Origin of the sequence: Stenotrophomonas sp. GbtcB23, from assembly GCF_019091045.1 — a bacterium.
Taxonomy (GTDB): Bacteria; Pseudomonadota; Gammaproteobacteria; order Xanthomonadales; family Xanthomonadaceae; genus Stenotrophomonas; species Stenotrophomonas rhizophila_A.
This window is the reverse complement of sequence record NZ_JAGXKC010000013.1, coordinates 65,269-77,724: the sequence shown is the minus strand read 5'-3', so window position 1 is coordinate 77,724 and position 12,456 is coordinate 65,269. Positions and strand designations below refer to the sequence as shown.

Annotated in this window: 11 protein-coding genes; 7 read left to right on the top strand and 4 right to left on the bottom strand. The window is 66.7% G+C overall.

Going from position 1 to position 12,456, the window contains the following annotated elements; genetic code table 11:
• The first annotated feature begins 61 nt into the window (after positions 1–61).
• From rplQ to KVS69_RS07695, 4 genes are all read left to right on the top strand, one after another.
• Complete coding sequence (gene rplQ, locus KVS69_RS07710) at positions 62–448, top strand: 50S ribosomal protein L17 (protein WP_068849483.1); 387 nt, start codon at positions 62–64, stop codon at positions 446–448.
• A gap of 628 nt (positions 449–1,076) precedes the next feature.
• Positions 1,077–1,589, top strand: coding sequence for a disulfide bond formation protein B (locus tag KVS69_RS07705; RefSeq protein ID WP_068849485.1), 513 nt, complete (start codon positions 1,077–1,079; stop codon positions 1,587–1,589).
• 31 nt (positions 1,590–1,620) lie between these two features.
• Entirely contained in the window at positions 1,621–2,994 is a 1,374-nt protein-coding gene (locus KVS69_RS07700) for a 3-deoxy-7-phosphoheptulonate synthase class II (protein ID WP_217537663.1), read from the top strand.
• A gap of 134 nt (positions 2,995–3,128) precedes the next feature.
• Complete coding sequence (locus KVS69_RS07695) at positions 3,129–4,280, top strand: mechanosensitive ion channel family protein (protein WP_068849489.1); 1,152 nt, start codon at positions 3,129–3,131, stop codon at positions 4,278–4,280.
• A 123-nt stretch (positions 4,281–4,403) separates the two neighbouring features.
• On the opposite strand, the gene KVS69_RS07690 is transcribed toward KVS69_RS07695, so the two are convergent.
• The 3 genes from KVS69_RS07690 to typA are packed head-to-tail and all read right to left on the bottom strand — an operon-like array spanning position 4,404 to position 8,414.
• Positions 4,404–6,014, bottom strand: a complete 1,611-nt coding sequence (locus tag KVS69_RS07690) for an amidase (RefSeq protein ID WP_217537662.1) — start codon at positions 6,012–6,014, stop codon at positions 4,404–4,406.
• A 56-nt stretch (positions 6,015–6,070) separates the two neighbouring features.
• On the bottom strand, positions 6,071–6,556 hold the full coding sequence (locus tag KVS69_RS07685; RefSeq protein ID WP_184124916.1) for a DUF2127 domain-containing protein: 486 nt from the start codon (positions 6,554–6,556) through the stop codon (positions 6,071–6,073).
• Positions 6,557–6,566: 10 nt separating this feature from the next.
• On the bottom strand, positions 6,567–8,414 hold the full coding sequence (typA, locus tag KVS69_RS07680) for a translational GTPase TypA (RefSeq protein WP_184124918.1): 1,848 nt from the start codon (positions 8,412–8,414) through the stop codon (positions 6,567–6,569).
• A 248-nt stretch (positions 8,415–8,662) separates the two neighbouring features.
• On the opposite strand from typA, the gene KVS69_RS07675 reads away from it, so the two are divergent.
• Positions 8,663–9,157: a peptidylprolyl isomerase gene (locus tag KVS69_RS07675; protein WP_093534590.1), complete on the top strand. Its 495-nt coding sequence runs from the start codon at positions 8,663–8,665 to the stop codon at positions 9,155–9,157.
• A 114-nt stretch (positions 9,158–9,271) separates the two neighbouring features.
• The gene (locus tag KVS69_RS07670; RefSeq protein WP_038690241.1) at positions 9,272–10,258 is read left to right on the top strand and encodes a malate dehydrogenase; all 987 of its coding nucleotides are present in this window, start codon (positions 9,272–9,274) and stop codon (positions 10,256–10,258) included.
• Positions 10,259–10,316: 58 nt separating this feature from the next.
• Here KVS69_RS07670 and KVS69_RS07665 read toward each other — a convergent pair whose 3' ends face one another.
• The gene (locus KVS69_RS07665) at positions 10,317–11,198 is read right to left on the bottom strand and encodes an AraC family transcriptional regulator (protein WP_210131964.1); all 882 of its coding nucleotides are present in this window, start codon (positions 11,196–11,198) and stop codon (positions 10,317–10,319) included.
• Between the two features lie 140 nt (positions 11,199–11,338).
• Between KVS69_RS07665 and KVS69_RS07660 the strand changes: the two genes are divergently transcribed.
• The gene (locus KVS69_RS07660) at positions 11,339–12,403 is read left to right on the top strand and encodes an aldo/keto reductase (RefSeq protein ID WP_217537661.1); all 1,065 of its coding nucleotides are present in this window, start codon (positions 11,339–11,341) and stop codon (positions 12,401–12,403) included.
• Positions 12,404–12,456: the final 53 nt, after the last annotated feature.

The window sequence follows — 12,456 nt, the reverse complement described above, 5'->3', positions numbered from 1 at the left end:
AACGCCGGGAAGGCGACAGCGATACCCAACCGATCCAACATTCTTTCAAGGAACATCCGTCATGCGTCACATGAAATCCGGCCGTAAGTTCAGCCGTACCAGCGCCCACCGCGAAGCAATGTTCAAGAACATGGCCGCGTCGCTGTTCAAGCACGAGCTGATCAAGACCACCCTGCCGAAGGCCAAGGAACTGCGCCGCGTCGCCGAGCCGCTGATCACCCTGGCCAAGGTCGACTCCGTTGCCAACCGCCGTCTGGCTTTTGCCCGCCTGCGTGACAACGAAGCCGTGGGCAACCTGTTCACCACCCTGGGCCCGCGTTACGCGAACCGTCCGGGCGGCTACCTGCGTCTGCTGAAGTGCGGCTTCCGCGCTGGCGACAACGCGCCGATGGCCTACGTCGAACTGGTCGACCGTCCGGCCGCCGTGGCTGAAGCCGTCGAAGAATAATCGACGCGCTTTACCAAAGATTCTTCAGAGAACCCGGCCTTGTGCCGGGTTTTTTGTTGGCTGTAGATCAAGAGCAACTTCAACGTCAAAGGCGCTGGTTGTTCGCTGATCACTGCGGGGCCCCGGCCGGTGTGGGTTTGCGGGGGGCGCCGTAAACCCGTCCTTGGGGGCTCTTACCAAACATCCATGTTTGGTAAAGCCCCCGCAAACCCACCCCGGCCGGTGCCCCCGACACGTGGTCGGTGGCCAAAGGGCCCATCGGCCGGGCGTGGGAGGCTGGCGCCTGACATAGCCGGGCACGCCCGGCCCGGCTTCGCCAACGGTAGAGCCGGGCCTTTGTTGTTCCCATGCGCACCGACCCACCGTCGGGGTCGCGACGGGGGCGGGTTTGCGGGGGCTTTGCGAAACATGGATGTTTCGCAAGAGCCCCCAAGGACGGGTTCACGGCGCCCCCCGCAAACCCGCACCCGGCGCGGCCGGGCAGTGGACCCTTGCAGCTGTGCAGCTGTTGGCGCACAAGCTGAAACACACCATATGGCCAACTAAGCCGATGTACGGCAAACGGCCGCAGCCTACACCGCACAGCTCCCTGTTAATCTTGCTTCCTGGACTTTCACGAGTGTTGGCAATGAATCCATTGCGCTGGAATTACCGCGCCCAGTTCCTGCTGGGGTTCCTGGTGTGTGCTGGCCTGCTGGGCTATGCGATCTTCCTGCAGCTGAAGATGGGGCTGGAGCCTTGCCCGCTGTGCATCTTCCAGCGCATCGCGTTCGCCGCGCTGGGGTTGTTGTTCCTGATTGGCGCGCTGCATGGCCCGCGGGATCGGCCCGGGCGCATCACCTATGGCGTGCTGGCCTTCATTGCCGCCGCCGTGGGCATCGGCATTGCCGGGCGCCATGTGTACGTGCAGCTGCTGCCCCAGGACATGGGCTCGAGCTGTGGGCCGCCGCTGTCGTTCCTGAGCGAGACCATGGGGCCGTTTGAAGTGTTCCGTACCGTGCTTACCGGTACCGGCAACTGCGGCAACATCGACTGGCAGTTCCTGGGGCTGACCATGCCCATGTGGAGCCTGGTGTGGTTCACCGTGCTGGGCCTGTGGGCGCTGGTGGTGTCGTTCCGCCGTCCTGCCCGTCGCTACTGATCTTTCTTCTGCTGGTTTACTGGATATTCCGATGACTGCCTCCGACCGTGCCACCCCTTCCGCTTCGCTGCCGACCGACTGGTCGCCGGAGAGCTGGCGCGGCCGGCCCGCGCTGCAGATGCCGACGTATCCCGATCCGGTGGCGCTGAATGCGTCCTTGCATGAGCTCAAACGGCTGCCGCCGCTGGTGACCTCCTGGGAGATCCTCTCGCTCAAGCAGCAGCTCGCCGAGGCCCAGGAAGGCAAGCGTTTCCTGCTGCAGGGCGGCGATTGCGCGGAGAACTTCAGCGACTGCGAGTCCACCACCATCTCCAACCGGCTCAAGGTGCTGCTGCAGATGAGCCTGGTGCTCGTCCACGGCATGCGCAAGCCGGTGATCCGCGTCGGCCGGTTCGCCGGGCAATATGCCAAGCCGCGTTCGGCCGACACCGAGACCCGCGATGGCGTGACCCTGCCCAGCTACCGTGGCGACGTGATCAACGCGCCCGAGTTCACCGAAGCCGCGCGCCTGCCCGATCCGCGCAGGATGCTGCAGGCCCACGCGCATTCGGCCATGACCATGAACTTCGTGCGTGCGCTGATCGATGGTGGCTTCGCCGACCTGCACCATCCCGAGTACTGGAACCTGGAGTGGGTGCGGCATTCGCCGCTGGCCACCGACTACCAGAAGATGGTCTCCTCCATCGGCGATGCCGTGCGCTTCATGGAAACCCTGTCCGGCGCGCAGGTGTACAACCTCAACCGGATCGACTTCTATACCTCGCACGAAGCGCTGCTGCTGCCGTATGAGCAGGCGCTCACCCGCCAGGTGCCGCGCCAGCATGGCTGGCTCAACCTGAGCACGCATTACCCGTGGATCGGCATGCGCACCGCCGCCCTCGATGGCGCCCACGTGGAGTACCTGCGCGGCGTGCGCAACCCCATTGCCATCAAGGTCGGCCCGTCCGTGCAGCCCGACCAGCTGCTGCGCCTGATCGACGTGCTCAATCCTGAAGACGAACCCGGCCGCCTGAGTTTCATCCATCGCATGGGTGCGGCCCAGATCGCCCAGAAGCTGCCGCCGCTGCTGGAGGCCGTCAAGCGCGATGGTCGCCGCGTGCTGTGGGTGTGCGATGCCATGCATGGCAACACCGAAAGCACCAGCAACGGCTACAAGACCCGTCGCTTCGACAACGTGCGCAGTGAAGTGGAGCTGTCCTTCGACCTGCACGCAGCCGCCGGTACGCGGCTGGGCGGCGTGCACCTGGAGCTGACCGGGGAGGATGTCACCGAGTGCACCGGGGGCGCGCGCGAGCTCACCGAGCGCGACCTGGAGCGTGCCTACCGGTCCTCGGTGGATCCGCGCCTGAACTACGAGCAGTCGCTTGAGATCGCCATGGCCATCGTGCGCAAGCAGGGCGGCTGACCGGGTACGTCTTCGTGCCCTGCGTGGCTGGACTTCGTTCGGGCACCCTGAGGACACGCATGGCGTGTCACTACATGACGGTCATGTCGTCTTTGGCACGCTAGGGCTCCTTTGTGATCAACACGGGAGCGTGCATGCACGTGGATTGGCAGACGGCCGCCGCTTATCTCTGGCCGATCGGGATCGCGCTGGCGATCGGTCTCACCGGATGGTGGGCGCTGATGTTGCTGACCCGCCGCCTCAAGGGGCGCGACTACCGCCGTGCGCGCATCGCGCGCGTGATCAGCCGGCCGCTGGCGTTCGCGCTGCCGATGCTGGTGCTGATTCCTGCACTGGAAGCCACCCCGCTGGACGGGCGCTGGCTGGATCAGTCGCTGCGGCTGCTGCATATCGGGTTGACGGCGTGCTTCATCTGGCTGCTGGTGCGCGCGGTGGCTGCCGGCGAGCAGGCGATCCTGCGTGACCACCCGATGGAAGTGGCCGACAACCTGGCCGCCCGCCGCATCCAGACCCAGACCCGCGTGCTCAGCCGCGTGCTGATGGGCGCCATCATCCTGGTCGGCGCCTCGATGGTGCTGCTGACCTTCCCGATGGTGCGCCAGATCGGCACCGCACTGCTGGCCTCGGCCGGCATCATCGGCCTGGTCGCCGGCATCGCCGCCAAGCCGGTGTTCGGCAACCTGATCGCCGGCCTGCAGATCGCGCTGACCCAGCCGATCCGCCTCGATGACGTGGTGATCGTCGAAGGCGAATGGGGCCGGGTGGAAGAGATCGGCAGCAGCTACGTGGTGGTGCGGATCTGGGACGAGCGGCGCATGGTGGTGCCGTTGACCTGGTTCATCGAGAATCCATTCCAGAACTGGACCCGGCGCAGCGCCGACCTGCTCGGCACCGCGTTCCTGTGGCTGGACTATCGGGCGCCGATCGCGGCGATCCGCACCGAGCTCGAGCGCATCTGCAAGGGCGAAGCGTTGTGGGATGGCCGCGTCTGCGTCACCCAGGTGACGGAAACCACCGATCACACCCTGCAGGTGCGCCTGCTGGTCAGTGCGCGCAATTCCGGCGATGCCTTCGACCTGCGCTGCATCGTGCGCGAACGCATGCTCGACTTCCTCGCCCGTGAACATCCGCAGGCGCTGCCCCGCACGCGCGCGGAGATCCTGGACCGCCCCGATCCGGCCACCCGCGGTCCGCGTTCGCAGCCGGCCGACGACGTGCGTTCGCCGGGTGCCGAAGATGGTCCGCCGGCAGTGGTGCCGGTCGAGGAACCCGCGCAATCACAGTAGTGCATGGGCCGGCCAACGGCCGGCGCTACCGCCAGGCTATCCGGAGCCAATGGTCGGTTGATCCCGATCCCAATGCGCCCGTAAAAATTCGTAGCCCCGGCCGTTGGCCGGACCCCAGCCAACCTACGGCAACAACGCCTGCGTCCCGAACCGCGGCGGACGCCGGGCCCGGGTGCGCTGCTCATAGTCGTACGCCAGCTCGATCAGCTTCGGCTCGCTCCAGGCCGTGCCCATGAACAACAGCCCCAAGGGCAGTCCGTTCACGTGCGCCATCGGCACGGTCAGGCTCGGGTAGCCGGCCACGGCGGCGGCGCTGTAGCTGCCGCCGGGGAAGTCATCGCCGTGGCCGGTACGGATCGGCCATGCGGTGCCCGTGGTGGGCGCCACCAGGGCGTCCAGGCGCTCGGCCTTGAGCACCGCGTCGATCCCCTCGGGACCGGCCAGGCGGCGCGCCTGGGTGCGTGCAGCGATGTACTCGGGGCTGCCCAGGCCGCCGGCCTGCGCGGCCGTCTCCATCAGGTCCTGCCCGAACAGCACCAGCTCCTTGTCGGCATGGGTGCGGTTGAAGGCGATGATCGCGTCCAGGTCGCGCACCGGGGCCTGGTGGCGGGTCAGGTAGCGCTGCATGCCGGCTTTGAACTCGTGCAGCAGCACCAAGCGTTCGGCGTCTTCCCACTGCCCCTCGGTAGGCAGCTGCACCGGTACCACCACGGCGCCGGCATCGCGCAGCACGCCGATCGCGTGCTGCAGGGCGGGAGCGACCCCGGGCTGCTGGTCCAGCGGGCCGTGCAGGACGCCGATCCGGGCGCCGCGCAGGCCGTCCGGATTCAGCCGTGCGGTGTAGTCGTACACCGCCCGCCCGGGCATGGTCGCCGTGGCCGGGTCGGCGTCGTCGCGGCCGGCCATCGCCGTCAACAGGGCGGCGGCATCGGCCACGCTGCGGGTGATCGGGCCGGCGGTGTCCTGGCTGAAGGAAATCGGCACGATGCCATCGCGGCTGACCAGCCCGACCGTGGGCTTGAGCCCGACCACGCCGTTCACCGCAGCCGGGCAGACGATGCTGCCGTCGGTCTCGGTACCCACCGCGGCGGCCGCCAGGTTGGCCGCCACCGCCACCGCGCTGCCGCTGCTGGAGCCGCACGGGTTGTGGCTGAGCCGGTAGGGATTCCGGGTCTGGCCGCCACGCGCGCTCCAGCCGGAAATCGACTGGCTGGAACGGAAGTTCGCCCATTCGCTGAGATTGGTCTTGCCCAGGATCAGCGCGCCGGCCGCGCGCAGCCGGGTGACCAGGAACGCATCGTCGGGGCGGAACCCGGCCAGTGCCAGCGAACCGGCGCTGGTGCCCATCGGGCGTGCCCCGATGTTGTCCTTGAGCAGCAGCGGAATGCCGTGCAGGGGGCCGCGCAGCTGCCCGCGGCGGCGTTCGGCATCCAGTGCCGCCGCTTCCTTCAGGGCATCCGGATTGAGCTCCAGCACGGCGTTGAGGCGCGGGCCGGCGCGGTCGAGCCGGGCGATCCGTTCCAGGTAGGCGCGGGTCAGGGTGACGCTGTCCAGCTCGCCAGCGGCCATCGCCGCCTGCAACTGGACGATATCGGTTTCGGCGTAGGCGAACGGCGTATCGCGTGGGGCCGCGGACGCGGCGGCATGGGCCTGGTTGAACAAGGGCACGGGCGAGGGCGAGCAGCCTGCCAGCAGTGCGATGGCCAACACGAGCGATGTCAGTGGCGCGCGCATCTGTGTATCCCCGGAACCAGCGCTCAGGCTAACCAGCGCTCCGCACGCTTGGCAACTCACGCCGGCGGTTGGGCCGGGCCGTGACGCTTGCGGATGTCGCGGGCGAGGACGCCGACCACGATGAGGTTGATCACCAGCACCGACCACGAGGCCCAGCCCGGGTGGCGGATGATCGCGAAAATGTCGAACGGCAGGTAGATGCCGGCGGTGACGCAGCCCAGCCAGGATGCCCAGGCTTTGGCGCGCCAGAGGCCCCAGGCCTCGAAGAGATGCAGGATGCCGTAGGCAACCATGGCCGCAGCGGCCAGATGGACGGCATCGGGGCTGATCATGTTGAGCAGCGAGGGCAGGGTGCCGTGATCCGGGTCCAGGCTGAAACGCCGGATCAGGGCATTGACCCCATCACGCAGTGGCTGCGGGCCGAGCACTTCCAGCCCGGTAGCCGCCAACAGCGCCAGGACCGCCTTGCTGGCTTCCAGCAAGGCGATCATGTGAAGTCCCGGATGCTTGTGAGGATCCGGGTTGTAGGCCGCGTCGGTCACAAAGGTCCGATCAGCCGCCGCGCGAGGCCTTCTTGCGGTCGCTTTCGGTCAGGAACTTCTTGCGCAGACGGATTTCCTTGGGCGTGATTTCGACCAGTTCGTCGTCTTCGATGAAGTCCAGGGCCTGCTCCAGCGAGTACTTGATCGCCGGGGTCAGCTGGATCGCGTCGTCCTTGCCCGAAGCGCGCATGTTGGTCAGCGGCTTGGTCTTGATCGCGTTGACGGTCAGGTCGTTGTCCTTGGAGTGGATACCGATCAGCTGGCCTTCGTACACGTTGTCGCCTTCAGCGGCGAACAGCTTGCCGCGTTCCTGCAGCGGCCCCAGCGAGTACGCGGGGGTGGCGCCCGGGGCGTTGGCGATCATCACGCCGTTCTGGCGCTTGGCGATGGCGCCCTGTTCCTTCGGGCCGTAATGGTCGAACACGTGGAACAGCAGGCCCGAACCCTGGGTCAGAGTCTTGAACTCGTTCTGGAAGCCGATCAGGCCACGGGCCGGGATCATGTATTCCAGGCGCACACGGCCCTTGCCATCCGGCTCCATGTTCTTCAGCTGGCCCTTGCGGGTGCCCAGCTTTTCCATGACGCCGCCCTGGTGCACTTCTTCAACGTCCACCACCAGCTGCTCGATCGGCTCCATGGCCTGGCCGTCGATCTGCTTGATGATCACTTCCGGGCGCGACACGGCCAGCTCGTAGCCTTCGCGACGCATGTTCTCGATCAGCACCGACAGGTGCAGTTCGCCACGGCCGGAGACCAGGAACTTGTCGGCGTCTTCCAGCTGTTCCACCTTCAGGGCCACGTTGTGGACCTGTTCGCGGTCCAGGCGGTCCTTGATCTGGCGGCTGGTCAGGAACTTGCCACCGGACAGGTCCTTGTTGCCGGCGAACGGCGAGTTGTTGACCTGGAAGGTCATCGAGATGGTCGGCTCGTCGACGGTCAGCGCCGGCAGTGCTTCCGGGGTGTCCGGGTGGCACAGGGTGTCGGAGATGGTCAGCTCCGGAATGCCCGAGATGGCGACGATGTCGCCGGCTTCGGCCGTTTCCTGCTCGATGCGCTCCAGGCCCAGGAAGCCCAGCACCTGGGCGACCTTGCCGTTGCGCTTCTTGCCTTCACGGTCGATCACCGCGACCTGCATGTTCTTCTTCAGGGTACCGCGCTGGATGCGGCCGATGCCGATCACGCCCACGAAGTTGTTGTAGTCCAGCTGGCTGATGCGCATCTGGAACGGACCTTCCGGGTCCACTTCCGGCTTCGGCGCGTGCTGCATGATCGCTTCGTACAGCGGGGTCATGTCGCCATCGCGCACGCTGTCTTCCAGGCCGGCGTAGCCGTTCAGGGCCGAGGCGTAGACGATCGGGAAGTCGAGCTGTTCATTGGTGGCGCCGAGCTTGTCGAACAGGTCGAAGACCTGGTCGATCACCCAATCCGGACGCGAGCCCGGGCGGTCGACCTTGTTGACCACCACGATCGGCTTGAAGCCCATCGCGAAGGCCTTCTGGGTGACGAAGCGGGTCTGCGGCATCGGGCCGTCCATGGCGTCGACCAGGATCAGCACGGTGTCCACCATCGACAGCACGCGCTCCACTTCACCGCCGAAGTCGGCGTGTCCGGGGGTGTCGACGATGTTGATGCGGTTCTTGACGCCGGTGCGCTTGTCTTCCCAGGTGATGGCCGTGTTCTTGGCCAGGATCGTGATGCCACGCTCCTTTTCCTGGTCGTTGCTGTCCATCACGCGCTCGGCGAGCACGGTGCGCTCGGAGAGGGTGCCGGACTGCTTCAGCAGCTGGTCCACAAGGGTGGTCTTACCGTGGTCGACGTGGGCGACGATGGCGATGTTGCGAAGATTTTCGATAGACATGCGAAAGGGGGCCAGTCGGCGCCGGATTTGGAAAAAGAAGTCCATCATTATACGGCTTTGCCGGCCAAACGCGAAAACAACCTTTGGCGCATTCAGGTAGCGCCCGCCGTTGGCGGGCACACGGGTACCTGAGGGCCGGCCAACGGCCGGCGCTACCGGGTGGGTTCGACCCTGGTCAGGCGGGCTCCGCGCGTCCCTCCGGTGTATCCTTACGGGCTGACGACAACCCCCGAATATCAAGGATCCTCATGTCCCTCATCGCCACTTTCGACACCACCCAGGGCCCGATCAAGGTCGAGCTGTTCGCCGACAAGGCGCCGCTGACCGTCGCCAACTTCGTGAACCTGGTCCAGAAGGGCTTCTATGACGGCCTGATCTTCCACCGCGTGATCCCCGATTTCATGATCCAGGGCGGTTGCCCCAAGGGCCAGGGCACCGGCGGCCCGGGCTACAAGTTCGAAGACGAGAAGAACGGCGTGAAGCACCAGGTCGGTTCGCTGTCCATGGCCAATGCCGGCCCGAACACCAACGGCAGCCAGTTCTTCATCACCCACATCAAGACCGACTGGCTGGACGGCAAGCACACCGTGTTCGGCCAGGTGCTGGATGGCCAGGCCATCGTGGACTCGGTCAAGCAGGGCGACGTGATCCATTCGATCACCCTGGAAGGCGACACCGACGCCGTGCTGGCCGCCCAGGCCGACCGCGTGGCCGAGTGGAACAAGCTGATCCCGGCCAAGTAATTCCCTTTCAACGGCCTCCCTCGCGGGAGGCCGTTGCGCATTTCCGGCCGCCCCGCCAGGTTTCTCCCCGCCCGGTGGCCACTCCCACACAGCTTCTTAGCAGAGGAAATCCCCATGAAAGCACCTGTTCGTGTTGCCGTGACCGGCGCCGCCGGCCAGATCGGCTACGCCCTGCTGTTCCGCATCGCCTCCGGCGAAATGCTGGGCAAGGACCAGCCGGTCATCCTGCAGCTGCTCGAGCTGCCGGTCGACAAGGCCCAGGCCGCCCTGCGCGGCGTGATGATGGAACTGGAAGACTGCGCGTTCCCGCTGCTGGCCGGCATGGTCGGCACCGATGACGCCGAAGTGGCGTTCAAGGACGCCGACATCGCCCTGCTGGTCGGCGCGCGTCCGCGCGGCCCGGGCATGGAGCGCAAGGACCTGCTGCTGGAAAACGCCAAGATCTTCACCGCGCAGGGCGCGGCGCTGAACAAGGTCGCCAGCCGCAACGTGAAGGTGCTGGTCGTCGGCAACCCGGCCAACACCAATGCCTACATCGCCATGAAGTCGGCGCCGGACCTGAACCCGCGCAACTTCACCGCCATGCTGCGCCTGGACCACAACCGTGCGCTGAGCCAGCTGTCGTCCAAGCTGGGCAAGTCGGTGGGTGGCATCGAGAAGCTGGTCGTGTGGGGCAACCACAGCCCGACCATGTACCCGGACTACCGTTTCGCCACCGCCGACGGTGCCTCCGTCGCCGATGCGATCAACGACCAGGAATGGAATGCCGGTACCTTCATTCCGACCGTGGGCAAGCGCGGCGCGGCGATCATCGAAGCCCGTGGTTCGTCCTCGGCTGCTTCGGCCGCCAATGCCGCCATCGACCACGTGCGCGACTGGGTGCTGGGCAGCAACGGCAAGTGGGTGACCATGGGCGTGCCGTCCGACGGTTCCTACGGCATCCCGGAAGGCGTGATCTTCGGCTTTGCGGTGACCACCGAAAACGGTGAGTACACCCTGGTCAAGGACCTGCCGGTCGACGACTTCAGCCAGAAGTACATCGACAAGACCCTGGCCGAGCTGGAAGAAGAACGCAGCGGCGTGGCCCACCTGCTGGGTTGATCCCTTGGTCGGTACGCATTGAAAAACGCCGGGCTTGCCCGGCGTTTTTTTTGTTCCGCTACCCGGCGCGCAACCGCCCTGCATCTTTCGCCGGCGGCGCGCCGAATACGCGGACGTAGTCGCGGCTGAACTGCGAGGGGCTTTCGTAGCCGACGCGGAAGCCGGCGCTGGCCGCGTCCAGTGCATCGCCCACCATCAACCGGCGCGCCTCCTGCAGGCGCAGGCGGGTGCGGAACTCCAGCGGGCTCAGCGTGGTGATCGCCTTGAAGTGCTGGTGGAAACTGGAGCGGCTCATGCCGGCCACCTCGGCGACCTGTTCGATCCGGCACGGCTGGTGGAAGTTCGTCTTGATCCACGCGATGGCGCGGGCGATCTGGTTGAGCCGGCTGTCGGCCTGCGCGATGTGGCGCAGGATCCCTCCACCGGGCCCCTGCAGCAGCCGGTACAGCAGTTCGCGCACGGTCAGGGGCGCCAGCGCGTCGATATCAGACGGTGCGTCCAGCAGCGCCAGCAGGCGAACCGCAGCGTCCAGCAGTTCCGGGCTGGTGCGGTTGAGCGACAGCCCGCTGGCGGGCGCCGGCGCAGGTGCCGGCGCGGCCGGGTGGGCGAGGGCGAGTTCGGACAACGTGGCCATGTCCAGATCCAGCTGCAGGCACAGATAGGGCCGTTCGGGACTGGCCTGGATCACCGAGCCCATCACCGGCAGATCCACCGAGGCGATCAGGTAATGCTGCGGGTCATAGCGGTACGAGGTCGCGCCCAGGTGCGCCTGTTTGACGCCTTGGCCGACCAGGCACACGGTGGGTTCGTAGATCACCGGCATGGGCAGCGTCGGCGATGCGGCGCGGATCAGCGTGACCCCCGGCAGTGCGACGGCATGCATGCCGTCGGACGGCGCGTGGCGGTCCAGCAGGGCAACGAAGGCAGCGAGTCGGTCCATGCCGTTGGATGGTACAGGCCGACCGGCGCGAGGCGCGTGGGGGACGGACGATCGTGCAAGCCTGCCGGACGCACAGGCTATCGCCTCCCGGAGCCGCCGCCGGAAGATTTCCGGCACTTCCCTGGCCCGAGGCCCTGCCGATGACCACCACCGCCCTCAATCACTACCGCCTGCTCGGACGATCCGGCCTGCGCGTGTCGCCGCTCTCGTTGGGCACCATGACATTCGGTGCCGACTGGGGCTGGGGCGCCGACGACACCGAGGCCGCGCGCATCTTCGATGCATATGTCGAGCGCGGCGGCAACTTCATCGATACCGCCGTGAACTACACCAACGGCAGCGCCGAACGCATCCTCGGCCGGCTGATCAAGGCCATGCGCGAACGCATCGTGCTCGCCACCAAGTTCACCATGTCGCGCGAGGCGGGCAATCCCAATTCCGGTGGCAACCACCGCCTCAACCTGGTGCGCTCCGTGGAAACCAGCCTGCGCCAGCTCGATACCGATCGTGTCGACCTGCTGTACCTGCACGCGTGGGACTTCACGACATCGCCGCAGGAGGTGATGCGTGCGCTCGACGATCTGGTCCGCGCGGGCAAGGTGCTTTACCTGGGCATCTGCAACACGCCGGCATGGCGCGTGGCGCAGATGCAGACCCTGGCCGACCTGCGCGGCTGGTCGCCGTTCGTCGCGCTGCAGATCGAGTACAGCCTCCTCGAGCGTACCGTGGAGCACGAGTTGATGCCGATGGCCGAAGCGCTCGGTCTCGGCGTGCTGCCCTGGTCGCCGCTGGGTGGCGGGGTGCTCACCGGCAAGTACAGCCGCGCGGACCTGACCGACGACAATGCCGCCGACGTATCGCCCACGCGCAAGGGCGTGATCGCGTCCACCGGACACCTTACCGGGCGCGCCCTGGATATCGCCGACGTGGTCGGTGCAATCGCCGAAGAGCTGGGAGCCAGCCGTTCGCAGGTCGCCCTGGCCTGGACGCTGCGGCATCCGGCGGTGGTCTCGCCGGTCATGGGCGCGCGCACCCTGGCGCAGTTCCAGGACAATGTCGGTGCGCTGGACATCGTGTTCAGTGATGCGCAGCTGCAACGCCTGGACGCGGCGAGCGCGCCGGCACCGATCTTCCCCGCGCGTTTTATCGCACGGCCGATGGCGCAGCAGCTGATCAGTGGTGGAAGCCGGATCCGGAGCCGGTAGCACCGGGCCCTCCTACGACCAAGGTCGGACGGCCGGTCCACCGCCATCGGACT